The 24,369-nt window shown below is 71.5% G+C and carries 21 protein-coding genes; 12 read left to right on the top strand and 9 right to left on the bottom strand.

The features are described 5' to 3' along the window. Window positions 1–43 precede the first annotated feature (43 nt). Both NFT33_RS04515 and NFT33_RS04520 read left to right on the top strand, forming a co-directional pair. Window positions 44–1,243, top strand: a complete 1,200-nt coding sequence (locus NFT33_RS04515) for a cupin domain-containing protein (RefSeq protein ID WP_251673473.1) — start codon at window positions 44–46, stop codon at window positions 1,241–1,243. 323 nt (window positions 1,244–1,566) lie between these two features. Then, window positions 1,567–1,812: a hypothetical protein gene (locus tag NFT33_RS04520; protein WP_149503424.1), complete on the top strand. Its 246-nt coding sequence runs from the start codon at window positions 1,567–1,569 to the stop codon at window positions 1,810–1,812. 115 nt (window positions 1,813–1,927) lie between these two features. On the opposite strand, the gene bamC is transcribed toward NFT33_RS04520, so the two are convergent. From bamC to NFT33_RS04540, 5 genes are read right to left on the bottom strand one after another with little or no spacing between them, the layout of a single operon-like run. Continuing rightward, window positions 1,928–3,109: an outer membrane protein assembly factor BamC gene (bamC, locus tag NFT33_RS04525; RefSeq protein WP_246607696.1), complete on the bottom strand. Its 1,182-nt coding sequence runs from the start codon at window positions 3,107–3,109 to the stop codon at window positions 1,928–1,930. Window positions 3,110–3,138: 29 nt separating this feature from the next. Next, window positions 3,139–4,020, bottom strand: a complete 882-nt coding sequence (gene dapA / locus NFT33_RS04530) for a 4-hydroxy-tetrahydrodipicolinate synthase (protein WP_149503426.1) — start codon at window positions 4,018–4,020, stop codon at window positions 3,139–3,141. Beyond that, window positions 4,017–4,634, bottom strand: a complete 618-nt coding sequence (locus NFT33_RS04535) for a class I SAM-dependent methyltransferase (RefSeq protein ID WP_251673475.1) — start codon at window positions 4,632–4,634, stop codon at window positions 4,017–4,019. Before NFT33_RS04535 ends, dapA begins: the two co-directional genes overlap by 4 nt. 32 nt (window positions 4,635–4,666) lie before the next feature. Beyond that, window positions 4,667–4,792: a hypothetical protein gene (locus tag NFT33_RS19140; protein WP_259373238.1), complete on the bottom strand. Its 126-nt coding sequence runs from the start codon at window positions 4,790–4,792 to the stop codon at window positions 4,667–4,669. Between the two features lies 1 nt (window position 4,793). Further along, a complete protein-coding gene (locus NFT33_RS04540; protein WP_246607698.1) occupies window positions 4,794–6,041 on the bottom strand; it encodes an MFS transporter in 1,248 nt (415 codons plus the stop codon). Window positions 6,042–6,126: 85 nt separating this feature from the next. Between NFT33_RS04540 and NFT33_RS04545 the strand changes: the two genes are divergently transcribed. The 8 genes from NFT33_RS04545 to NFT33_RS04580 all read left to right on the top strand — a co-directional run bounded on the left by NFT33_RS04545 (window position 6,127) and on the right by NFT33_RS04580 (window position 16,850). Further along, a complete protein-coding gene (locus tag NFT33_RS04545; RefSeq protein ID WP_251673477.1) occupies window positions 6,127–8,142 on the top strand; it encodes a DNA topoisomerase IV subunit B in 2,016 nt (671 codons plus the stop codon). Between the two features lie 35 nt (window positions 8,143–8,177). Then, the gene (locus NFT33_RS04550) at window positions 8,178–8,849 is read left to right on the top strand and encodes a response regulator (RefSeq protein ID WP_251673479.1); all 672 of its coding nucleotides are present in this window, start codon (window positions 8,178–8,180) and stop codon (window positions 8,847–8,849) included. 430 nt (window positions 8,850–9,279) lie between these two features. Continuing rightward, the gene (locus tag NFT33_RS04555) at window positions 9,280–10,341 is read left to right on the top strand and encodes a hypothetical protein (RefSeq protein WP_251673481.1); all 1,062 of its coding nucleotides are present in this window, start codon (window positions 9,280–9,282) and stop codon (window positions 10,339–10,341) included. A 219-nt stretch (window positions 10,342–10,560) separates the two neighbouring features. Further along, window positions 10,561–11,361 carry a DUF481 domain-containing protein gene (locus tag NFT33_RS04560; RefSeq protein WP_149503431.1) on the top strand — a complete coding sequence of 267 codons (801 nt, stop codon included), beginning with the start codon at window positions 10,561–10,563 and terminating at the stop codon, window positions 11,359–11,361. A gap of 59 nt (window positions 11,362–11,420) precedes the next feature. Continuing rightward, a complete protein-coding gene (locus NFT33_RS04565) occupies window positions 11,421–11,903 on the top strand; it encodes a hypothetical protein (RefSeq protein ID WP_251673482.1) in 483 nt (160 codons plus the stop codon). 9 nt (window positions 11,904–11,912) lie between these two features. Beyond that, window positions 11,913–14,279: a DNA topoisomerase IV subunit A gene (gene parC / locus NFT33_RS04570; protein ID WP_251673484.1), complete on the top strand. Its 2,367-nt coding sequence runs from the start codon at window positions 11,913–11,915 to the stop codon at window positions 14,277–14,279. 313 nt (window positions 14,280–14,592) lie between these two features. Next, window positions 14,593–15,339 (top strand): winged helix-turn-helix domain-containing protein, encoded by a 747-nt coding sequence (locus tag NFT33_RS04575; protein WP_220787293.1) that lies wholly within the window; start codon window positions 14,593–14,595, stop codon window positions 15,337–15,339. Continuing rightward, the gene (locus NFT33_RS04580) at window positions 15,336–16,850 is read left to right on the top strand and encodes an ATP-binding protein (RefSeq protein WP_309296112.1); all 1,515 of its coding nucleotides are present in this window, start codon (window positions 15,336–15,338) and stop codon (window positions 16,848–16,850) included. The genes NFT33_RS04575 and NFT33_RS04580 overlap by 4 nt, the downstream gene beginning before the upstream one ends. Here NFT33_RS04580 and NFT33_RS04585 read toward each other — a convergent pair. From NFT33_RS04585 to NFT33_RS04600, 4 genes are all read right to left on the bottom strand, one after another. Then, the gene (locus NFT33_RS04585) at window positions 16,796–17,596 is read right to left on the bottom strand and encodes a hypothetical protein (protein ID WP_251673486.1); all 801 of its coding nucleotides are present in this window, start codon (window positions 17,594–17,596) and stop codon (window positions 16,796–16,798) included. The two genes, NFT33_RS04580 and NFT33_RS04585, sit on opposite strands and share 55 nt — an antisense overlap. Then, a complete protein-coding gene (locus tag NFT33_RS04590; RefSeq protein WP_251673488.1) occupies window positions 17,574–19,091 on the bottom strand; it encodes an ATPase, T2SS/T4P/T4SS family in 1,518 nt (505 codons plus the stop codon). Before NFT33_RS04590 ends, NFT33_RS04585 begins: the two co-directional genes overlap by 23 nt. A 137-nt stretch (window positions 19,092–19,228) precedes the next feature. Beyond that, the gene (locus tag NFT33_RS04595) at window positions 19,229–19,717 is read right to left on the bottom strand and encodes a disulfide bond formation protein B (RefSeq protein WP_251673490.1); all 489 of its coding nucleotides are present in this window, start codon (window positions 19,715–19,717) and stop codon (window positions 19,229–19,231) included. Continuing rightward, on the bottom strand, window positions 19,714–20,172 hold the full coding sequence (locus NFT33_RS04600) for a RidA family protein (RefSeq protein WP_149503437.1): 459 nt from the start codon (window positions 20,170–20,172) through the stop codon (window positions 19,714–19,716). Before NFT33_RS04600 ends, NFT33_RS04595 begins: the two co-directional genes overlap by 4 nt. Window positions 20,173–20,310: 138 nt before the next feature. Between NFT33_RS04600 and NFT33_RS04605 the strand changes: the two genes are divergently transcribed. Then, a complete protein-coding gene (locus NFT33_RS04605; RefSeq protein WP_251673493.1) occupies window positions 20,311–22,866 on the top strand; it encodes a DNA internalization-related competence protein ComEC/Rec2 in 2,556 nt (851 codons plus the stop codon). Between the two features lie 43 nt (window positions 22,867–22,909). Beyond that, window positions 22,910–24,340, top strand: coding sequence for a circularly permuted type 2 ATP-grasp protein (locus tag NFT33_RS04610; protein WP_149503438.1), 1,431 nt, complete (start codon window positions 22,910–22,912; stop codon window positions 24,338–24,340). The last annotated feature ends 29 nt before the right edge of the window (window positions 24,341–24,369 follow it).

Raw genomic sequence — 24,369 nt, forward strand, 5'->3', positions numbered from 1 at the left:
CCGCTCAAGGCGTGCGTTCGTCACGCACCGGCACAATGCGCGGATGAACACGAATCCTGTTTCCGCCTCCCGCCATCCCGATCCCGCGGTCGCCCCGATCGACCAGCCCGTCGCGCTGCTCGGCGGCCTGAGCGCGGCCGACTTCATGCGCAGTCACTGGCAGCGTCAGCCGCTGCTGGTGCGTCAGGCGCTGCCGGGCGTGCAGCCGCCGATCAGCCGCGCCGAGCTGTTCCGTCTGGCCGAGAGCGACGAGGTCGAGTCGCGTCTGGTGGTGCGCCATGGCCAGGGCGACGATGCCGACTGGACGCTGGTGCGCGGTCCGCTGGGCCGGCGCAGCCTGCCGCCGCTGAAGCAGCGCGACTGGACGGTGCTGGTGCAGGGGCTGGATCTGCATGTGCCGGCAGCGCAGGAAATGCTGACGCGCTTCCGCTTCGTGCCTCAGGCGCGCCTGGACGACCTGATGATCTCCTGGGCGGCCGAGGGTGGCGGCGTCGGCCCGCATTTCGACTCCTACGACGTCTTCCTGATCCAGGTGGCCGGGCGGCGGCGCTGGCGCATCGGCCGCATGCCGGACGCGACGCTGCGCGAGGGCCTGCCGGTCAAGATCATCGAGAACTTCGCGCCCGAGCAGGAATGGGTGCTCGAGCCCGGCGACATGCTCTATCTGCCCCCGGGCTGGGCGCATGACGGCGATGCGGTCGGCGGCGAGTGCATGACCTGCTCGGTGGGCTTCCGCTCGCCGCACCGCAGCGAGCTGGCGCGCGAGACGCTGCTGCGGGTGGCCGACGCGATCGAGGATGAAGCGGATGCCGGCACCCGCCCGGTCGTCTACCTGGATCCGCAGCAGCCCGCCACCACCACGCCGGGACGCATCCCGACGGACCTGCTGCAGTTCACCGAGACGGCGCTGCGCCGGGTTCTCGACGAGCCGGGCGCACTGGCGCGCGCGCTGGGCGAATACCTGAGCGAGCCGAAGGCGAACGTCAGCTTCGAGATCGCGCAGGATCCGCTGCCCGAAGACGGCGGCGTGCGGCTCGACGCGCGCAGCATCATGCTCTACGACGACGCGCACGTCTTCATGAACGGCGACTCCTGGCACGCGGCCGACGAGGACGCCGAGGTGCTGCGCCGGCTGGCCGACGCCCGCCATCTCGATGCCGCCGCGGTCGCCGCCGCCAGCCCGGAGCTGCGCGCACTGCTCGAGCAGTGGTGCGACGATGGCTGGATTCATCCGCTGGAATGACTCGGAGATGGCGGGCGTGCGCTCCCCGATCGTGGCGTTCGTGGCGTAATTGAAACAGGCCGGGTGGCTGTCAACGGCTTTTTCGCCCCAGGCGTTACGATAACGGTGCTGTGCTGCAACATGATGGTGCCCCCGGCATGAGTTCCGGCGGGCCCCGCGTCAGCAAAGCACGAGGTTTGATGTTGTATAATGGAAGGCTGGTTGCAGAAATGCTCGAGCTTTCTGTTTCCTAGATGGCGCGTGAAGACCGCGGCAGGTTTGCCGCAAGTCCGACGAGCCGAAATTACCGGTAATTTTCTGTCTCTCTGACTGAGGTAAAAAGCATGAACAAGTCGCTCCTGATGGCCGCCCTGATCGCTGCCGCTGCCCTGGCCGCCTGCGGCAAGAAGGAAGAAGCCCCGGCCGCTCCGGCCGTTGACGCTGCTGCTTCGGCTGCCGCTCCGGTCGTCGAGGCCGCTTCGGCCGCCGCTGACGCCGCTGCTTCGGCTGCCACCGACGCTGCTTCGGCTGCTGCTGCTGCCGTTGTTGACGCCGCTTCGGCCGCTGTCGACGCTGCTGCCTCGAAGTAATTCCTGATGCCGCACCGCACGGTGCGGCTCCGGAAAAAAAGAACCGCCCCTTGGGGCGGTTTTTTCATGGGCCCATGAATCCATGGGCAAAAGGAAAAGGGCCGAAGCCCCGGGGTCAGCGCAGTTCGCCGACCAGCAGCTGCGCGATGCTGCGAGCACCTTCATCGGCCACCGGGCGGCTCTGTTCGTCGAGCACCGCCACCTGGGTGCGCTCGCCGCTGCCGCTCAGGCGCAGACGGTAGCGGGTGCCGCTGAGGTCGTCCTTGCGGGCGCCGAACATGCGCGACAGCAGGCTGGGCTCTTCCTTGCCGGCGAGCTTCGGATCGACATAGCGCAGGGTGTAGAGGCCTGCGCCACGATCGCGCTCTTCGACGGTGAAGCTGCTGCGATCCAGCGCCAAGCCGACGCGGCGCCAGCTGCGCTCCAGGCTGTCGTCGATCTCCAGTGCGGCACCGGGCTGACCTTCGAGCAGGCGGGCGCGCTGCGCCGCAGCCGGTGTGGCGGTGACGGTCTTCAGCGCGCTGTCGACGGCCTGGGCCGAGGGCTTCGCATTCTCGTCAGCCGTGCCCAGACGCACCATGAGCCGTGCCAGCATTTCCGCCTCGAGGCCGGCATCGCTGGGCCGGGCGACCCAGCGCAGCGTCTCGGTGCGCTCCTTCGGGCCGGTGGCGATCTCCTCCAGGCCGCGGTGGCTGATGTAGATCTCGGTGAATTCGCCGTTGCGCTCGACCCGGGTGCGGTAGCGGTCGCGTTCGCCGGTGTCGCGCAGGCGGTCGAGCACCTTGCCGACGGTGCGGCTGACCAGATCGTCAGGCAGCTTGGCGCGGTTCTCGGCCCAGTCGGTCTCCATGACGCCGGCCTGCGGCAGATCGCTGGCCAGCGCGAAGCCGCTGTCCTGCCAGAACTGGCGCAGCACCGGCCAGAGCTGCTCGGGCGTCTGGCGGGTGACCAGCCAGCGCTGCTGGCCGGAGCGCTCGATGCGCAGGTCGCCGCTGGACTGCGGCGCGATCGCAGTGGCCGACGACGCGCCGGCCTGCGGCTTGCCGCTGGCTTCGGCCGCTGCGGACTGCAGCGCGGTGGCGCTGACGCTGCCGCCCACCGGCGGCTGATAGCGCGGATCGCCGGAGAGCTGGGTCAGGTCGGGAGGCACCTGCAGCGTCGGCGCCGGCGTGGCGGCGGCTGCGCGGTAGTCGACGCGGCTCGACAGGAAGGAGTCGGTCGTCGTGGTGCAACCGGCCAGCGCGAGCGTGAACGCCGCGGTGCCGAGGGCGACCGGACGCAGGAACAGCGGGGACATCGTCATCCTCGGGAAAACAGGGCGGAGGCTCAGAGCAGGCCGGCTTCGCGCATTGCGGCTTCCAGGCCGGGCATCAGCGCGTCGGTCATCGGCACCATCGGCAGGCGCAGCGTGCCGCCGCACAGGCCCAGGCGCTGCATCGCCCACTTGACCGGCACCGGGTTCGGCTCGGCGAAGAGCAGCTTGTTCAGCGTGGCCAGGCGGAAGTGGATGTCGCGCGCGGTCTTCACGTCGCCCTCGACGGCGGCATGGCAGAGCTGCGCCATCAGGCGCGGCGCGATGTTGGCGGTGACGCTCACATTGCCTCGGCCGCCCAGCAGCATCAGCGCGATCGCGGTGCCGTCATCGCCCGAGTAGACGCCGAAGCCCTGCGGGGCGTGCTTGATCAGCCAGGCGGCGCGCTCGATGTTGCCGGTCGCCTCCTTGATGCCGATGACGCCGGGCAGCTGCGCGGCGCGCAGCGAGGTCTCGGGCAGCATGTCCGCCACCGTGCGGCCGGGCACGTTGTACAGCATCATCGGGATGTCCACCGCCTCGGCGATGGCCTTGAAGTGCTGGTACATGCCTTCCTGCGAGGGCTTGTTGTAGTAGGGCACGACGCTGAGCGTGCAGTCGGCACCGACCGCCTTGGCGAACTTCGCCAGCTCGATGGCCTCGCGGGTGGAGTTGCCGCCGGCGCCGGCCATCACCGGCACGCGGCCGGCGGTCTGCTCGACCGCGACGCGGATGATCTCGCAGTGCTCCTCGACCGACACCGTCGGCGATTCGCCGGTCGTGCCGACGACGCCGATGCACGCCGTGCCTTCGGCGACGTGCCAGTCGATCAGCCGGCGCAGGCTGGGGTAGTCGACGCTGCCGTCCTCGTGCATCGGGGTGACGAGGGCGACGATGCTGCCTGTGATCGGATTCATGTGCTGAGGTCCTTGTGATCCGTGAATTCTAAACTGGCGGGAAGAGGGGGAAATTCCGCTGGCTTGCGCAGGGCAGCGATGCGCTGGACCCGTCGCGGCGGATCCGGCAGCACGCCGTCCTCGTAGGCGACCACCGTCAGGTCGTGGCGCCGCGCCAGCTCGAGCAGCTCGCCCGGGTGCAGCAGGAAGTCGGGCCGGCTCGGCCGGCCGAAGCGGGCGTGGCCCTGGGCAAAGGTCTCGTGCAGCAGCACGCCGCCGGGCGCCAGCAGCGCGACCGCCTCGTCCAGGCGCGGCCGCCACAGATAGTTGGTGATGACGACCGCGTCGAAATGCTGGCCGGCCAGTGGCCAGGGCGTGCCTTCGGGCGGCTCCAGATCGACCTCGAGCGGGGTGATGCCGGGCAGGCCCGCACCGGCCAGCGTGGCCAGCGCGGCGCGGTCCCTGTCGACCGCGGTGACCTGCGCGCCCTGCGCGGCCAGCCAGCGTGCGTGGCGGCCGGCGCCGCAGGCCAGGTCGAGCACCCGCGCGCCGTCGGCCAGACCGGCGATCAGCGGCGCGTGGCGGGTGATCCAGGACGAGGGCGCGCCGCTGCCATGCGCTGGCGGGGTCTGCATGGACCGTGCGGGCGGGAAGGGTGCGGACGAATTCAGAAGCAGCTCCAGAGACGGTTGCCGAGCTCGACGATCATCGACGGGCGAAGATAGCTCATGAACACCAGCGCCAGCACGCCGGCGGCGAGCAGGCGCAGGGCCCAGCGCTGCGGCGCGCGCATGTCAGGCCGGCTGCGCGGCCGTGCGCGCGATCGGGCCCTCGCGCACCGGCAGGTTGGCCAGCGCGGCCAGCAGGCCCAGCGCGATCGAGATCCACCAGACGATGTCGTAGCTGCCGGTGGCGTCGTAGAGCCGTCCGCCCAGCCACACGCCGAGGAAGGAGCCGATCTGGTGGCTCAGGAACACGAAGCCGCCCAGCATCGACAGGTACTGCACGCCGAAGATCTGCGCGATGACCGCATTGGTCGGCGGCACCGTCGACAGCCACAGCACGCCCATCACCGCCGAGAACAGGTAGACGCTGGCGGGGGTCAGCGGCGCGGCCAGGAAGAGCGTGATGGTCACCGAGCGCAGCAGGTAGATCGCCGACAGGATGTGGCGCTTGGCCAGGCGCTGGCCCAGCGCGCCCGCGGCATAGGTGCCGAAGACATTGAACAGGCCGATCAGCGCCAGCGCGGTGGTGGCCACCTCAGGGGCCAGGCCGTGGTCCTTCAGGTAGCTGGGCATGTGCACGCCGATGAAGACCACCTGGAAGCCGCAGACGAAGTAGCCGGCCATCAGCCACTGGAAGCTGCGGTAGCCGAAGGCCTCGCGCAGTGCCGCGCCGATGCTCTGCTGCGCGCGCGCCGCGCCGCCCGCGGCGACCGGCTCGCGCAGGCCGCGCGCCAGCGGCACGATCACCAGCGCCGCACCGCCCAGCAGCATCAGCGCCTGCTGCCAGCCGAAGGTGGCGATCAGCCACTGCTCGACCGGCACCATCAGGAACTGGCCGAAGGAGCCGGCGGCGGCCGCCACGCCCATCGCCCAGGAGCGCCGCGCCGGGTCGATCTGGCGGCCGATGATGCCGTAGACCACCGCGTAGGTCGTGCCCGACTGCGCCACGCCGATCAGCAGACCGGCGCTGGCGGTGAAGGCCGCGCCGGTGGGCGACAGCGCCATCAGCACCAGCCCGAGCGCATAGAGCAGCGCGCCGCCCGCCAGCACCCGGAAGGCGCCCAGGCGGTCGGCCAGCATGCCCGCCACCGGCCCGGCCAGGCCCCAGGCCAGGTTCTGCACCGCCATCGCGAAGGCGAAGGTCTCGCGGGTCCAGCCTCGCTCCTGGGTGATCGGGCCCAGCCACAGGCCGAAGCCGTGGCGGATGCCCATCGACAGCGTCACCACCAGCGCCCCGCACAGCAGGACCTGGTGCATCGACAGCCGGGCGGGCGGGCCGGACGGGGCGGGCGGCGAGGCGGAGGCTGGGGTGCTCATGGCCGGACACTGTAGCGAAATTCACGAACCCCGGCCGTCGCCGCCACGACGGGCGCGGCGGCCGACCTGCCTACAATCGCCCGCCATGGCCACCAAGACCACGAATTCCGCGAACTCCGCCGCCTCCACCGCCCCGTCCGCCTATGGCGAGGCCTCGATCCGGGTGCTCAAGGGCCTGGAGCCCGTCAAGCAGCGCCCGGGCATGTACACCCGCACCGACAACCCGCTGCACATCGTGCAGGAGGTGCTCGACAACGCCGCCGACGAGGCTCTGGCCGGTCACGGCCGGCGCATCGGCGTGACGCTGCATGCCGACGGCTCGATCTCGGTCGAGGACGACGGCCGCGGCATTCCCTTCGGCCTGCACCCGGAAGAGGGCGTGCCGGTGGTCGAGATCGTCTTCACCCGGCTGCATGCCGGGGGCAAGTTCGACAAGGGCTCGGGCGGCGCCTACAGCTTCTCCGGCGGCCTGCACGGCGTGGGCGTGTCGGTGACGAATGCGCTGGCGACCCGGCTGCAGGTGACGGTCTGGCGCGAGCGCCAGGTCGCCACGCTGGCCTTCTCCGGCGGCGACGTGATCGAGCCGCTGGTGGTGCGTCCGGCCGGATCGCCCGCGTCGGGCGACCGCAGGCAGGGCACCACGGTGCGCGTCTGGCCCGACCCGAAGTATTTCGAGAGCCCGGAGCTGCCGCGCGGCGAGCTGGTGCACCTGCTGCGCAGCAAGGCGGTGCTGATGCCCGGCGTCACCGTCACGCTGCACCATGAGAAGACCGGCGAGACCCAGACCTGGTGCTATCAGGCGGGCCTGCGCGACTACCTCGCGCAGAACCTCGGCACCGAGGCGCTGATCCCGCTGTTCGAGGGCGCGCGCCACGCCGCCGCAGGCGACAGCGACAGCTTCGCCGAGGGCGAGGGCGCATCCTGGTGCGTGGCCTTCCTGGAGGAGGGCGCGGGCCTGCGCGAGAGCTATGTCAACCTGATCCCGACGGTGGCCGGCGGCACGCACGAGGCCGGCCTGAAGGACGGCCTGTTCCAGGCGGTCAAGGGCTTCATCGAGCTGCACGCGCTGTGCCCGAAGGGCGTCAAGCTGATGCCCGACGACGTCTTCGGGCGCGCCAGCTTCGTGCTGTCGGCCAAGGTGCTCGACCCGCAGTTCCAGGGCCAGACCAAGGAGCGGCTGAACAGCCGCGATGCGCTGAAACTGGTGTCGGCCTTCGTGCGCCCGGCGCTGGAGCTGTGGCTGAACCAGCATGTCGAGCACGGCCGCAAGCTCGCCGAGCTGGTGATCCGTCAGGCGCAGGCGCGCCAGCGTGCCGGCCAGAAGGTCGAGAAGAAGAAGGGCTCGGGCGTGGCGGTGCTGCCGGGCAAGCTCACCGACTGCGAGAGCCGCGACATCGGCCTGAACGAGGTCTTCCTGGTCGAGGGCGATTCGGCCGGCGGCAGCGCCAAGATGGGCCGCGACAAGGAGACGCAGGCCATCCTGCCGCTGCGCGGCAAGGTGCTCAACGCCTGGGAGGTCGAGCGCGACCGGCTCTTCGCCAACAACGAGATCCACGACATCGCGGTGGCGGTCGGCGTCGATCCGCACGGCCCCGGCGACCAGCCGGACCTGTCGGGCCTGCGCTACGGCAAGATCTGCATCCTGTCGGACGCCGATGTCGACGGCTCGCACATCCAGGTGCTGCTGCTGACGCTGTTCTTCCGCCATTTCCCGAAGCTGATCGAGGCCGGCCATGTCTTCGTCGCGCGCCCGCCGCTCTACCGGGTGGATGCGCCGGCGCGTGGCAGGAAGCCCGCGGCCAAGCTCTACGCGTTGGATGAGGGCGAGCTGCAGGCCATTCTCGACAAGCTGCGCAAGGAAGGCGCGCGCGAGGGCGCCTGGTCGGTCAGCCGCTTCAAGGGCCTGGGCGAGATGAACGCCGAGCAGCTCTGGGAGACCACGCTCAACCCCGACACCCGCCGGCTGCTGCGCGTCGAGCTCGGACCGGTCGACCTGGCCGACACCACCCGCTCCTTCGGCCGGCTGATGGGCAAGGGCGAGGCGGCGGCACGGCGCGAGCTGATGGAGCTGCACGGCGACGCGGTCGAGATCGACATCTGACATTCCTCCCTTCCGAGAGACAGAGAGCTTTGCCCATGAATGGCCCCCATGCCTCGCAGGCGCATCCCCATGCGCGGCTGCGCATTCTCATCGTCGACGACCACCCGATGATCCGCAGCGGCCTGGCCGCGATGGTCCGTGGCGAGGCCGATTTCGAGCTGGTCGGCGAGGCCGCGCATGGTGCCGACGCAGTCCGCATCGCGCCGGAGCTGATGCCCGACGTGGTGCTGATCGATCTGGTGATGCCGCAGATGGACGGCATCGAGGCGATCACGCGGCTGCGCCCGCTCTTGCCCTCCACCCGCTTCGTCATCCTGACCAGCCTGACCGAGCCGGGCGAGGTGCAGCGCGCGCTGCAGGCTGGCGCCAGCGGCTACCTGACCAAGACCGCCTCGGCGCAGGAGCTGGTCAATGTGATCCGCGCCGCGCACGGCGGGCGCCGTGTGCTCTCGCCCGAGGCCACCGAGGCGCTGATCGCCGCCTCGCAGTCCGGCCAGCCCGGCGCTGACCTGACCCAGCGCGAGCGCGAGCTGCTGGCGCTGATGGCGCGCGGCCTGACCAACCAGGACATCGCCGAGCAGCTGCGCATCGCGCTGCCGACCGTCAAGTTCCACATCACCAACATCCTGTCCAAGCTGGGCGTGGGCAATCGCACCGAGGCGGTGCTGCTGGCGCTCAAGCACCGGCTGGTGCCGCCGGCGGGTTGATGTCGGGCTGATCGGCGACGCGCGCCGCACGGGCGCCCCTGCGCAGGCTCATTCGCCGGGCCATGCTTTGGACGGGGGCGTCGGCGCCTGCCCTGTCTGAAAATTCCCCTCGCGGGCCGCATGTCCACTCCCCCCGCGGACGGCCCGCAGGGAACATAACTGGCAGGGAGGAACTTTTTTTCGATATTCAGGAAATCTGCCAGATTTCCCCCTTGTTCCCGGGGCGCGGCCTTTCAGGTCGGCGAGAGATCCGGAATCGATACTGCGGCGAGAGCTTTCCCTCTTCTTGCCGACGACCTCGAACCCCATGATCTCTCGCCCGCGACCCGCCCGACCCTTTTCCGCATCTTCGTTCTGCGCGCCTGTGCGGCCGCTGCTCAGCCGTCTGGCTTGTCTGGCCGGTCTGGCCGGCCTGATGCCGGGCTCCGCCATGCCCGTGGCTGCTGCGCCGGTGCTGGCCGGCTGCACGATGTTCCCGCCGCAGGCGATCTTCAATCAGCGCATCGACGACGTGATGCGCTTTCCCGCCCATGCCCGCAGCGCCGAGTGGATCGCCATGATCGGCGCGGGCCGGCCTCTGCATCCCGACTGGGGCCGCGAGACCGACCCGAACCGGGTCGGCAAATACTATGGCATGCCGTGGAACCTGGTCGACGGCAGCGAGCGCAGCACCCGCTGGCCGCTGGTCAGCCATGCGATCGTCGATCCGCGCGACGGCAACGGCGCCGGCGCGCCCGACCAGAGCGACTGCGCGGTCATCGAGCAGGGCCAGGTGTCGATCCGGGCCTGCGACAGCGTCATCGCGTCACGGCGGCGGTTTCCCTTTCCGCTCGACAGCCAGATCCGCGTCGAGGGCGGCAACTGCACTGATCCGGCGCGCTGCGGCGACCGCCATGTGCTGGTGCTGGAGAAGAGCGCCGGCGGCGCCTGCCGGCTCTGGGAGAGCTATTTCAGCTACCAGGACAGCGCCGGGCGCTGGAACGCCTATGCGACCGCCGCCTGGGATCTGGGCTCGCTGGCGATGCGTCCGGACGGCTGGACCTCGGGCGACGCCGCCGGTCTGCCGATCCTGCCGCTGCTGCTGCGTGCCGAGGAGGTCGAGTCCGGCGTGATCCGACATGCGCTGCGGGTGACCTTCCGCGATGCGGTGCTCGATCGCCGCCATGTCTGGCCGGCGCGCCATTCGGCCGGCACCACCCGGCCCGAGGGCATTCCCTTCGGTGCGCTGCTGCGCCTGCGTGCCGATTTCGAGATCCCGTCCTGGTGGAATGCGCAGGCGCGCACCATCGCGCGGGCGATGCAGAAGCACGGTCTGTATGTCGCCGACATCGGCACCGACTTCTTCGTCCAGGGCGATCCGGACGAGCGCTGGAGCCCGATGACGATGATGCTGCTGCGCCAGCTGAAGCTGAACCAGTTCGAGTTCGTCGACACCGGCGCCATCACCCGCCATCCGCGCTTCGATCCCGATTCCTACGCCGCGAGCTGGTGAGCCCGACCTTGGTCGGGTACCGGCCCGGTCCAGGGGCCGGTGCGGTGGCGGCCGCACCGGCCGATCATGCTCATGCCGGTGATTGTTTCCCCCCCGCAGATCGCCGGCCCACGACAAACACTCAGGGAGGATCTTTTTTCGTGCAGTCATGCAGTCGTGCAGGCCGCCGGGAAAGGCATCCGGAGTGCGGGGGATGTCGATGAGATCAGGCTGACGAACATGAAGAACTTCCTCGCTCCCGTGCTGCCGGTGCTGATGAGCGCACTGTCGCTGGGTCTGGCCGCCAGCGCGGTCCAGGCCCAGACTGCAGCGCCTTCGGCGCCGCAGGCCACCCAGAAGGCCGACGGCCGTCTGCGCGCTGCGCTGGGCCTGGGCGCCAGCCACTCGTCGGGCAACAGCCGCACGTCCAGCTTCTCGCTGGCGGGCCAGGGCGTGCGCCTGACCGCACAGGACCGACTCAGCCTGAGCGCCAGCGCGCTCTACGCCAGCAGCGCCGGCACCACCACCGCCGAGCAGCTGCGCGCCGGCGCCCGCTATGACTACAACCTGGGCCCGAGCACTTTCGCCTTCGGCCTGCTCGATCTGGAGCGCAACCGCCCGGCCAATCTGGCCGTCCGCGGCGTCGCCGGTGTCGGCGCGGGCCTGCACCTGCTGGCCACGCCCGAGCACAGCCTCGACGTCTTCGGCGGCGTGGCCTGGAATGCCGACCGCTACATCGATGCGGCCACCGTCGCCGGCGAGACCCGCAGCCGCTATGGCTACGCCTCGCTGCTGCTGGGCGAGGAGTCTCAGCATCGCCTGAGCGAGACCGCCAGCGTCTACCAGCGTCTGCTCGTCTACCCGAACCTGCGTGACCGCGGCGAGTTCCGTGCCCATTTCGGCTCCGGTCTGGCGGTGGCGCTCTCCAGCGCGATGAACCTGAATGTCGGTCTGGCCTATGCCTACAACTCCGACCCCGGCCTGGGTCGCAAGAAGGGCGACTCGCTGCTGACCACCGGCGTGTCGGTCAAGTTCGACTGAGACTGAAGCACCGTTCCTTCGGGACGGATCGAGGCGATTCCAGCAGGCGGGGGCCGGCGATGTTCGACGATCTTGGCGTGGTGTCGGTTCTGGCCCAGCTGCTGCTGATCCTGGTGCTGCTGGCGCTGTATTCGGGGCGGCGCCATCTGCGCAGCCGTCAGCAGCGCTACCGCGATCCTGCCGCGCCGCGACGCCGCCGTGCCGGCGGTGGTGCGCCAGCCTCTGCTGCGCGGCTCGAGGCTGCGGCCGAAGAGGTCGTGCAAGCCGCACGCCGCGCGCAGCGCATCTCCGGCCTGCGCAGCGACGACCTGCTGCCGCCCGGCTTCGCCGACACCTGCGCCGACTGGACGCCGCTGGCAGCGCAGCCGGTCGAGCGTGCACGCGGCCCCGCTGCGGACCCGGCCTCGGACCGCATCGACCTGGACGCACCGCTGCGCTGCACCGCGCTGGAGCGGCCCTTCGACGAGGCGGATCGCGCGCACGCACGGGTCCGGCCCGTGTTGTCCTGCACAATCGGGCGCCAGGTGCACATGCACGCCTGATGCCCGACGATGGACCAGACGACGATCGACTTCTCTTCCCTTCCTCCCGCCACCCCGGCCGATGACGCGCTGACGCTGGCGCACTATGCCGAGCGGGCCTATCTCGAATATGCGCTGAGCGTCGTCAAGGGCCGCGCGCTGCCGGATGTCGGCGACGGCCAGAAGCCGGTGCAGCGGCGCATCCTCTACGCGATGCACCGCATGGGGCTGGCGACGCAGCGCGCCAGCAACGGCGCCACCGGCGGCGCGCGGCCTGTCAAGAGCGCGCGGGTCGTGGGCGATGTGCTCGGCCGCTTCCACCCGCACGGCGACACCGCCGCCTATGACGCGCTGGTGCGCATGGCGCAGGACTTCAGCCTGCGCTATCCGCTCATCGACGGCCAGGGCAACTTCGGCAGCCGCGACGGCGACGGCGCGGCGGCGATGCGCTACACCGAGGCGCGCCTGGCGCCGATCGCGCGGCTGCTGCTCGACGAGATCGACGAGGGCACGGTCGACTTCGTGCCCAACTACGACGGCTCGACCGAGGAGCCGCGTCAGCTGCCCTCGCGCCTGCCCTTCGTGCTGCTCAACGGCGCCAGCGGCATCGCCGTCGGCCTGGCCACCGAGGTGCCCAGCCACAACCTGCGCGAGGTGGCCGCGGCGGCGGTCGCCCTGATCCGCGACGAGCGCTTGAGCGACGACGCGCTGCACGCGCTGGTGCCCGGCCCGGACTATCCCGGCGGCGGCCAGATCATCAGCAGCGAGACCGAGATCCGCGAGGCCTACCGCACCGGGCGCGGCTCGCTGAAGGTGCGCGCGCGCTGGAAGATCGAGGAACTCGCGCGCGGCCAGTGGCAGCTGGTGGTCACCGAGCTGCCGCCGGGCACCAGCAGCCAGAAGGTGCTCGAGGAGATCGAGGAGATCACCAACCCGAAGATCAAGGCCGGCAAGAAGGCGCTGACGCCCGAGCAGGTCCAGCTCAAGGGCGCGGTGCTGGCGCTGCTCGACGGCGTGCGCGACGAGTCCGGCAAGGAGGCGGCGGTGCGCCTGGTCTTCGAGCCGCGCAGCCGCACGATCGAGTCCCGCGAGCTGATCACCGCGCTGCTGGCGCACACCAGCCTGGAGAGCTCGGCGCCGATCAACATGACGATGATCGGGCTGGACGGTCGCCCGACGCCCAAGGGCCTGCGCCAGGTGCTGCTCGAGTGGACTGGTTTCCGGCTCGACACGGTGCGCCGGCGCACCGCGCACCGCCTGGAGCGGGTCAGCGAGCGCATCCATGTGCTGGAGGGCCGCCAGCTGGTGCTGCTCAACCTCGACGAGGTGATCCGCATCATCCGCGAGAGCGACGAGCCCAAGGCTGCGCTGATCGCGCGCTTCCGCCTGAGCGAGCGCCAGGCCGAGGACATCCTGGAGATTCGCCTGCGCCAGCTCGCGCGGCTGGAGGCGATCAAGATCGAGCAGGAGCTGGCCGAGCTGCGCGGCGAGCAGGCGAAGCTCGAGGACATCCTGGGCAACCCGGCCTCGCTGCGCCGCCTGGTCATCCGCGAGATCGAGGCCGACGCGAAGCAGCACGGCGACGAGCGCCGCACGCTGATCCAGGCCGAGCGGCGTGCCGTGGCCGAGGTCCGGGTGGCCGACGAGCCGGTCACCGTCGTCGTCAGCCAGAAGGGCTGGGTGCGCGCGCGCACCGGCCACGGCCATGATCCGGCCGGCTTCGCGTTCAAGGCAGGCGATGCGCTGCACGGCACCTTCGAGTGCCGCACCGTCGACACCCTGGTGGCCTGCGCGAGCAACGGCCGCGTCTACTCGGTGGCGGTCAGCGCCTTGCCCGGTGCGCGCGGCGACGGCGCGCCGATCACCTCGCTGATCGATCTGGAGCCGGGCACGCAGGTGCTGCACTACCTGACCGGGCCGGCCGACCGCATGCTGCTGATGGCGCACAGCGGCGGCACCGGCCTGCTGGCGCGGCTGGGCGACCTGTTCGCGCGCAACAAGGGCGGCAAGGCCTTCCTGACGCTGGAGCCGGGCGAGCAGTGGTTCGCACCGGTGCCGGTGGAGGCCAGGCACACCCGCGTGGCCTGCCTGAGCGCCACCGGCCGGCTGCTGGTCTTCGGCCTGGACGAGCTCAAGCACCAGGCCGGCGGCGGTCGGGGCCTGATGCTGATGGCCGACATCGACCTGCAGGCCGATCCGCTGCTGGCGGTGACGGTGCTGGGCGAGGGCGGTCTGCGTGTCAGCGGCCTGGGCCGTGGCGCCAGGCCGCGCGACGAGGACCTGAAGCCGAACGCGCTGGCGGGCTGGGTCGGCCGGCGCGCGCGCAAGGGCCGGCCGCTCGAGACGACGATGAAGGTGCTCGGTCTGGCGGCCTGGCCTGCATCGCCCGGGGCTTAATGCAATCCAAGATTTCTCCGGTAACCTGTCGACCATCTGAGATGATTGGTACCATTTGTAATATCCGTGAGCCTGTGCACGATCTCTGCCACCTCGGTGCATGATCGGGCACGCGCCGATGAAGATCGTCGGCGCCGGCGACGACAACCCGGAAGTCGTCACAGTTCCCCCGCACCGTGCCGCTTCGGCGGCGCGGGCTTTCAGGCCCTTCCGTCGGAAGGGCCTTTTTTTTCCCTCCCGCCGTGGCGACTAAGCCGGGATTCATCACCCGCCGCTACGATCGGGGCCTGTCCACCGAGAAATCTTCCACATCATGCGACTGCTGCTTGCCGAAGACGATCAGCTGCTCGGCGACGGTCTGCGTGCCGGCCTGCGGGCCCTGGGCTTCCAGGTCGACTGGGTGCGTGACGGCGTGGCCGCCGAGCGCGAGCTTCTGAACCAGACCTACACCGCCGCCATTCTCGACCTCGGCCTGCCGCGGGTCGACGGCATCGACGTGCTGCAGAGCCTGCGCAACCGGGGCGTGGCCACGCCGGTGCTGGTGCTGACCGCGCGCGACGGCGTGCCCCAGCGCATCCAGGCACTGGACATCGGTGCCGACGACTATGTCGTCAAGCCGGTCGACCTGCATGAGCTGGCCGCGCGGCTGCGCGCGCTGGTGCGCCGCTCGCACGGCCAGGCGCAGGACCGGCTCAGCAGCAACGGCGTCGATCTGCAGCCGGCCTCGCGCGAGGTCTGGGCCGACGGCGAGGCGGTCAAGCTCTCCAGCCGGGAGTTCAGCCTGCTGCATGTGCTGATGCTGCGCCCGGGCCGGGTGCTGACCCGCGAGCAGCTCGAGAACCACCTCTACGGCTGGGGCGAGGAGGTCGGCAGCAACACCATCGAGGTGCATGTGCATCACCTGCGCCGCAAGCTCGGCTCGCACCGCATCCGCACGGTGCGCGGGGTCGGCTATGCCTTTGCCGCCTCGACGCCGGCGCCGGCGCCCGAGAGCGGGCCTGCCGAGGCCGCGGCCGAGCTGGGCGCCGACACCGGCAGCATGCCGCTTTCCGCCTCGTGAGTCCGCTGCGTCCGGCGCGGCGCAGCTCGCTGCGCGCGCGGCTGCTCGGCCGGGTGCTGGCCGGGGTGACGATGCTGTGGATGCTGGCGGCGGTGCTGGCCTGGGTTGACACCCGGCGCGAGCTCGACAGCCTGCTCGACGGCCATCTGGCGCAGTCGGCCGCGCTGCTGATCGCGCTGCAGCTCGAGGACGGCGGCGAGGCCGCGCTGCCGCCGGCCTCCAATCTGCACCGCTACTCGCCGCGGGTGGCCTTCCAGGTCTGGCGCGACGGCGTGCTGGAGATGCATTCCTGGAATGCGCCGGCCGAACCGCTGGCGCCGCTGGTGCCTGGCTTTCACGCCACCCATCTGTCGGGACGCGACTGGCGGGTCTATGCCGCCCGGCCGCGGCAGGCCTCCGACGCGATCGTGCTGATCGGCGAGCTGGGCTACTCGCGCGAGGAGATTCTCGAGGCGGTGCTGCGCAGCTCGCTGCTGCCGCTGCTGGTGGCGCTGCCGCTGCTGGGCCTGAGCGTGTGGTGGGCGGTGCGTCTGGGCCTGGTGCCGCTGGACCGGCTCGGGCGCGAGCTGGCCACGCGCGATCCGGCCGAGCTGACGCCGGTGCGCATCGACGACGCGCCGGCCGAGCTGCTGCCGCTGATCCAGGCGCTCAACGAGCTGTTCGATCGCACCCATGCGCTGCTGAGCTCGGAGCGGCGCTTCACCGCCGATGCCGCGCATGAGCTGCGCACCCCGATCGCCGGCATTCGCGCGCAGGCGCAGGCCGCGCTGGCGGTGGCCGATCCGGCCGCGCGCCGCCATGCGCTGCAGGCGACGCTGGCCGGCTGCGACCGCGCCACCCGTCTGGTGCAGCAGCTGCTGACGCTGGCGCGGCTGGAGGCCGAGCCGCAGTGCCGCCAGGGCCGCGCCGACCTGGTGGCGCTGGCCCGCGACGAGGTGGTCGAGATCGCCGCCACCGCCTTCGAGGAGGGCCAGGATCTGCAGTTCGAGGCGCCGGAAGAGGCGGGCTGGCTGCAGGTGCGCGGCGAGCCCACGCTGCTGGCGGTGCTGCTGCGCAACCTGATCGACAACGCGCTGCGCTACAGCCCGGCCGGCGCGACGGTGCGGGTGACCGTGCTGCCCCCGGCACAGGCCGAGACTTCGACGTCGGTGATGCCCGACGGCACGGAAACGCCCGTGCCCCGCGCCCGGCTGATCGTCGAGGACAGCGGCCCCGGCCTGTCGCCGGAGCATCTGCAGCGCCTGGGCGAGCGCTTCTTCCGCGCGCTTGGCAATGACCGGCCGGGCAGCGGCCTGGGCTGGTCGATCGTGCGGCGCATCGCGATGGCGCTGCAGCTCGACATCCAGGTCGATCGCTCGCCCGATCTCGGCGGGCTGCGGGTCAGCGTGGCGGTGGCGATGGCACCGCAGGAGCCGGAGCCGGAGTCGACTGCGGCTGCTTCCGTCGCCGCGGCCGATCAGCCGGCGAGGCCGTCCGGCCCGCCGCCGGAGCCGGAGCGCTCGCGCACATAGCGGCACAGCGTGCCGCTCTCGGGCAGCAGGTAGATCACCTGAGCCTCCTCGGTCTCGGTGAGGAGGCCGCCGCCGCTGCCGGTCTGTGCCCAGGCCGGGCGGCGGCTGCGTCCCTGCGGCAGCCGGGCAAAGGCCCGCACCCGGCGCTCCAGCGAGGCACTGTCCTCGCTGTCGAAGCGCTCCCAGGCCAGATCGACCGGCTCGCCGTCGATCAGGCGCAGCAGTGTCGCGCCTTCGTCGCGCGGCAGCACCAGCACCGCGTCGGCATCGCGGATCTGACGGCCGACCCGCTGCCATTCGGCATGCAGCAGCGGCTCGATCCGACCGGCACGCAGGCCGGCGTGCTGAAGCGTCTCGGTCCAGGTCGCCAGATCGGCCGCCTCGAGCGCGCTGGCGAGCCAGCGCTGCCGGCCCATCGGCAGCAGCATCAGATGCCGCGCTCCGTCGCCGAGCACCGCCCGGAAGCGCTGCTGCGCCTCCTGCCGGACCTGGGCGTGCGAGCCGTCATGGTGCAGCAGCAGGTGCAGCAGGTACTCGTCGGCCACCCGCAGCCGGGCCTGGCCCGGCAGCACCTCGACATCGGCCAGGCGCAGCGCCGACAGCGCCGCGCCCAGCGCGGCCGCGCCCCGCCCGCTGCCGCTGGCCGCGGCCAGGCTGCGCTCGCGCCAGCCCGCGCCGATGAGCCGGGCCTGGCAGCCGCGTGCACGCAGGTCGAGCCAGAGTTCAGGGCGCCAGCGGAGCGGCACGCTCGGCATCCTCCTGTGCGATCTCGCCCGAGCGCAGCCGCTGCTGCAGCCGCTCGGCCATGCCGGGGATGCGCCGCTGTCGGGCCAGCCGGTCGAGCCGGGCCGCCGGCGCGCCGGTCTCGATCGCCTCGGCCAGCGCGCGGCTGGTGCCGATCCAGCTTTCGATCACGCAGCGGCCCAGCCGGCCGCTGCCCTCGCAATCCGGACAGCCGCTGCCTTCGCAGTGCGGGCAGATCCGCGGCAGCAGCTGCTGCACCAGCATCCCGCCGAGGCTGCGGCCGATCACCTGGCGCGGCAGGCCGGCGCGGTGCAGCCGCTCGATGGCCGACCAGGGCGAGGCCGCCCGCACCGCCAGCACCAGCGCCCGGCCCTCCAGCGCCAGATCGGCCAGCCGCTCGGCGGCGCCGGGGCTCATCTCGCCGCTCTGGTCGATCAGCAGCCGGTCGGGATCGCGCCTCAGGCCGTGCTCGACCGCATCGCGGTCCGGCGCGTCCAGCACCAGCGCGAGCTGGCCTTCCTGACGGCTTTGTCCGGCCAGCGCCCGCAGCAGGGTGCTCAGTCCCTGGCCTGCAGGCGCCACCAGCAGCGTCAGCCCGTGCACCGGCCGCAGCGCCTGGCGCAGCGCGGCACAGGTGGCCGGCGCCAGCCCCAGCGCCTCGAGCGAGGGGGGCGGCTGCCGATCGTCGCGGTCCGGCAGCCGCAGCACGATGTGGCCGGGATGCAGCTCGACCGGCAGGCTCAGCGGCCGGCCGCCCTGAACGATGTCGAGCTGGCCATCGCGAAGGATCTGCGGACTCAGCATCGCGGCCAGCGCATGCAGCATCTCGCCGGCCGGGGCGGGGCGCTCGTCGTCCGGATGCGACGGGCCGGCGGGCTGCAGCCGGCCGTCGATGCGCAGCCGCACCGAGGCGGCGGCCGGGTCATGGGCCGGCAGGTCCAGGTGCAGATGGCTGGCGCCGCGCTCGAACGCCAGGCGCAGCAGCCGGTTGAGCGGCTCCAGCGCCGGCGTGCCGGCTGCACCGATGTCGTCATGGCGGGAGGCGCGCACGCCGAAGCGGCTGACCTCATGCTCGAGCCGGGCCTGCTCGACCCGCTCGACGAAGGCCAGCAGCGCCGGTGCCGGCGCCACATACCAGCGGGTGCGCAGCCGTCCCTCCTGGCGCAGACGCGCCTCGATCCAGAGCCGCTCGGCGCGGTCGAAGGGGTCGGCCAGCACCAGCGCGGTGGCCTGGTCGGGTGTGCGCAGCGCCACGCACAGCCGCCGGCGCGCCTCGCCGGTGGGAATCAGGCGGGTGTCGGCCAGGGTCGGCTCGGCCCGCTCCATCGCCGCCGGCATCATGCCGCTGGCCAGTGCCAGCCAGCGCCGGAAGGCCGGATCCTGGCTGGAGTCCGGCGCCGGGCCGCGGGTGTCGGCGCTGTAGCGGCGCATCAGACGCTGCACCACCCGCTCGGCCTGTTCCGCCGCGCCGATGCGGCTCAGCTCATGCTCGCTCATGCGGGAATTGGACCGTGCCGGCCGCCTTCAGCCAGCCCCCGCGACGCGGGGACAGCGCTCCCTGACAGCAGGGACGAGGGCCGACGGAAAAAGGTCTTCATGCGAAATACGCGGCAGTTTCTGCCAAGTATTTCACATCATCGCGTTTGTGCGAGACGGACTGCGGCTGCGCCCAGCAGCACGAACAGCGCCGCGCTCCACAGCTCGAAGGGCACGCCCAGCAGCGACACCGCGGCCTCGGCGCAGGAGGCGCGCACCTCGAAGACCTCCGGCTGCCAGGCGTCCAGCCCCAGGCCGGAAATGATCCGGTCGGCCAGCGTCAGGTCGCAGGAGGGCAGCTTCGCGGCGACGAAGTGCTGGTAGAGCGCCGCTGCGGTGCCGGCCAGCGCCAGCAGCAGCACCAGCCCGCCCGAGAGCCGGCGCGACAGCCGCGCAGCGCCCGCCGCCTCGGGCAGCAGTGCCGCCAGGCCGGCCACCGTGCCGATCAGCAGGAAAAGAATGCGCTGCAGGATGCACCACGGGCAGGGCTGCATGTCCAGGCGATGCTGCGCGAACAGCGCGCCGGCGACGCTGGCGAAGCAGGCCAGCGCCATCAGCGCCAGCAGCAGGCGCGGGCGCGGATTCACTCGACCTCGGCGATCAGCTCGATCTCGACGCAGGCGCCCAGCGGGATCTGCGCGACGCCGAAGGCGCTGCGGGCATGCGCGCCGACCTGGTCGCCGAAGACCTGGGCGAACAGCTCGGAGGCGCCGTTGGTGACCAGGTGCTGCTCGGTGAAGTCGGGCGTGCTGTTGACCAGGCTCATGACCTTGACGATGCGGCGCACCTTCGACAGGTCGCCGACGGCGGCCTGCAGCGTGCCCATCAGGTCGATGGCGATGGCGCGGGCGGCTTCGCGGCCGGTGGCGGTGTCCATGTCGCGGCCGAGCTGGCCGACCCAGGGCTTGCCGTCCTTCTTGGCGATGTGGCCGGACAGGAAGACCAGGTTGCCGGTGCGCACGAAGGGCACATAGGCGGCGGCCGGCACGGCCACCGGCGGCAGGCTGATGCCGAGGTCCTGGAGGCGCTGGGAAATGCTCATGGCGGGAGTTCCGTGAATCGGTTCGGTTCGGGGGATTCTTCGTTTCCGGGGCGATGCGTGCTGGCGCTGTCAAGCGCGGATCACCCGTGCACCGCCCGGCTGGGCGCGATCCTACACTGAGCCGAAAAGGGAGGGCGGATGGTCAGCAGCCTGCACGGGGTCTCGGCCGTGATGCCGCTGGGCGTGGCGGCCGGCGCGGTGCTGGCGGGCACGCTGCTGCAGCTCCAGCAGCCGCGCCTGCTGGCGCCGCCCGAGCGCCAGATGCTGCTGGGTGCCGCGCTGCTGCTGCTCCTGCTGGCGTGGATCGGGCTGCGGGCAGGGCGCGGGCGCCGCCGCTGGCCGCGGATTCTCGGTGCCCTCGCGCTGGCACCGGTCGCGCTGCTGCTGACCGATCTGCGTGCCGAGGCCGGCCTGCGCGACCGGCTCGATCCGGCGCTGCAGGACCGGCTGGTGCAGGTCGAGGGCGTGATCGTCGGCCTGCCGGTCTGGCGCGAGGGCGCCTGGCGTGGCCAGATCGAGGTGGAGCGTGCCGGCTGGCCCGGCACCTTGAGCGGCGCACGCGTGGCGGATGCGCCCGCGCCGGTGCCGCTGGTCCTGCCGCGCCGGCTGCAGGTCTTCTGGGGCGAAAGCGGCCTGTCCGGACCGCCGCCTCGGGCCGGGGCGCCACGCGCCGGCCAGCGCTGGCGACTGGCGCTGAGGCTGCGGCCGGTCGAGGCGCCGGCACCGCTGCACGGGCCGGACCTGGCGCTGCGTGCGCTCGAGGAGGGCCTGGGCGGCCAGGGCCGGGTGGTGCAGCGCAGCGGCGTCGCGGCCGACCGGCCGGTGCTGCTGGCCGAGACCGGCCAGGCACGCATCGACCGCTGGCGCCAGGATCGGCGCGAGCATCTGTTCTCGGTGCTGGGCGAGCGGCCGGCGGCCGGGGTGATCACCGGGCTGAGCCTGGGTGACCAGAGCGCGATCGAGCGCGAGGACTGGGCGCTGTTCCGCCTGGCCGGCCTGAGTCATCTGATGGCGATCAGCGGCCTGCATGTGACGATGTTCGCCTGGCTGGCCGGCGTGCTGATCGCGCTGCTGTGGCGGCACGGGCCCGGGCCCGGGCTGATGCTGATCTGTCCGGCGCCGCGTGCGGCCCGGCTGGGCGGGGTGCTGGCGGCGCTGGGCTACGCGCTGCTGTCGGGCTGGGGGGTGCCTGCGCAGCGCACCGTGCTGATGCTGGCCACGGTGGCGCTGCTGCGCGAGGGCGCGCGCGACTGGCCGATGCCGCGCCTGCTGGCGCTGGTGGCGGCGGTGGTGGCGCTGGCCGATCCCTGGGCCTTGCTGCAGCCGGGCTTCTGGCTGTCCTTTGTCGCGGTGGCGCTGCTGATCGCCTCGGAGCCGCCCGGCGCACGGATGCGCACGAAACCGGCGCAGCAGCCCGGGGCGGCGTGGCTGCGCGAGTCGCTGCGCGCCTTGCTGCGCAGCCAGTGGGTGGCCACGCTCGGCCTGGCGCCGTGGACCTTGCTGTTCTTCCAGCAGATCTCGCTGGTCGGGCTGCCGGCCAATCTGGTGGCGATTCCGCTGATCACGCTGGTGGTGACGCCGCTGGCGCTGCTGGGCCTGCTGCTCGAGCCGCTGTGGCTGCCGGCGGTCTGGGCGATCGACCTGCTGCGCCTGATGCTGGAGCCGCTGCTGGCCTGGCCGGGCGCGGCCTGGAGTCCGGCGGCGGCGCCGGTCTGGGCCCAGGCGCTGGGTCTGGCCGCGGCGGTGCTGCTGACGCTGCCCTGGCCCTGGGCGCTGCGTCTGCTGGCGGTGCCGATGCTGCTGCCCCTGCTGTGGCCGGCGCTGGAGCGGCCGCAGCCCGGGCATTTCGAGCTGATCGTGCCCGATGTCGGCCAGGGCCATGCGGTGCTGGTGCGCACCGCAGGCCACGATCTGCTGCACGACACCGGACCGGCCTACGGCCGCCAGGGCGAGGCCGGCGACGCCGGCGAGCGGGTGCTGCTGCCGCTGCTGCGCCGCCTGGGCGTGCGTGAGCTCGACCATCTGGTGCTGAGCCACCGCGACAGCGACCACAGCGGCGGCGCCGCCTCGCTGCTGGCGGCGCTGCCGGTGCGGCTGATGCACAGCTCGCTCGAGCCCGGCCATGCGCTGCGCGGCCGCCCGGCCGGCAGGGCAGCGGCCGGCGTGCCGCACCAGCCTTGCCAGGCGGGTCTGCGCTGGCAGCGCGACGGCGTCGAGTTCGAGTTCCTGCATCCGACGGCTGCGGCCCTGGCCCGCACCGGGCCGCAGCGGCCCGGCTCGAATGCGCTGTCCTGCGTGCTGAGGGTGGCCGGTGGCGGCCGGGTCGCGCTGCTGACCGGCGACATCGGCCAGGAGCAGGAGCTGATGCTGGTCTTGCGCCAGTCCGGGCGCCTGCGGGCCGATGTGATGCAGGTGCCGCACCACGGAAGTGCATCTTCATCGAGCTTGCAATTTGTCAATTCGGTGACTCCGGGCTGGGCTATCGTGCAGGCCGGGAGGTTCAATCCGCACGGTCATCCGGCGGTGGCGGTCGTGCAGCGTCTGCAATCACGCGGTACGAAAGTGATCCATGTGAACCGCTGTGGTGCATGGCACTGGTACGGTGCGAATGCATCGGAGTGGTGCGAACAGGACGCGCGCATCCGCTACTGGCATCAGCCGCTTCCGGGGACGACAGGCCGTGACTGGCCCTGAACTTGCTAAACCCTGTGCACGCTCAACCACCACGACGAGAACAATGATGTTCGATGAAATGAATGCGAGCGGTCCGGTCGTCCGGGACCACTACCGTACCTATGAGCGCTGGCTGCAGCAGCAGCCCGGGGAGGTCATGCAGGCCCGCCGGGAGGAGGCGGAAATGATCTTCCGCCGCGTCGGCATCACCTTCGCCGTCTATGGCGACAAGGATTCCGGCGAAGGCACCGAGCGGCTGATTCCCTTCGACCTGATTCCGCGGGTGATTCCCGCCCACGAGTGGCGCGAGCTGGAAGCCGGCCTGCGCCAGCGGGTCACCGCGCTGAACCGCTTCGTGCATGACGTCTACCACGGCCAGGAGATCGTCAAGGCCGGCATCGTGCCGCCGGAGCAGATCCTCGCCAACGCGCAGTACCGGCCCGAGATGATCGGCGTGGACGTGCCTGGCGGCATCTACTCGCACATCGCCGGCATCGACATCGTCCGCGCGGCCAACCCCGACGGCTCGGGCACCTACTACGTGCTGGAGGACAACCTGCGCGTGCCCTCGGGCGTGAGCTACATGCTCGAGAACCGCAAGATGATGATGCGGCTCTTTCCCGAGCTGTTCGCGCAGCACCGCGTGGCACCGGTCGCGCACTACCCCGACCTGCTGCTGGAGACGCTGCGCTCGGTGGCGCCGGGCGGCATCAACGACCCGACGGTGGTGGTGCTGACGCCGGGCATGTACAACTCGGCCTACTTCGAGCACGCCTTCCTGGCGCAGCAGATGGGCGTCGAGCTGGTCGAGGGCCAGGATCTGTTCGTCAAGGACAACTTCGTCTTCATGCGCACCACGCGCGGGCCGAAGCGCGTCGACGTGATCTACCGCCGCCTCGACGACGACTTCCTCGATCCGCTGGCCTTCCGCCCGGACTCGACGCTGGGCTGCCCCGGCCTGCTGGCGGCCTACCGCGCCGGCAACGTGACGCTGTCGAACGCCATCGGCACCGGTGTCGCCGACGACAAGTCGATCTACGCCTATGTGCCGAAGATGATCGAGTTCTACCTCGGCGAGAAGCCGATCCTGAACAACGTCCCGACCTACCTCTGCCGCGAGGCCGACGACTTCCGCTATGTGCTCGACCACCTGTCCGAGCTGGTCGTCAAGGAGGTGCACGGTGCCGGCGGCTACGGCATGCTGGTCGGCCCGGCCGCGAGCAAGGACGAGATCGCCAGGTTCCGCGAGCACCTGATCGCCAACCCCGGCAACTACATCGCGCAGCCGACGCTGAGCCTGTCGACCTGCCCGACCTTCGTCGAGAAGGGCATCGCGCCGCGCCACATCGACCTGCGCCCCTTCGTGCTGTCGGGCCGCAGCGAGGTGCAGATGGTCTGCGGCGGCCTGACCCGGGTGGCGCTGAAGGAGGGCTCGCTGGTGGTCAATTCCTCGCAGGGCGGTGGCACCAAGGACACCTGGGTGCTCGAGGACTGAGCGCGCGCCAGGACCGGACACCGGACTTG

Source organism: Sphaerotilus sp. FB-3 (assembly GCF_023706025.1).
Taxonomy (GTDB): domain Bacteria; phylum Pseudomonadota; class Gammaproteobacteria; order Burkholderiales; family Burkholderiaceae_C; genus Sphaerotilus; species Sphaerotilus sulfidivorans.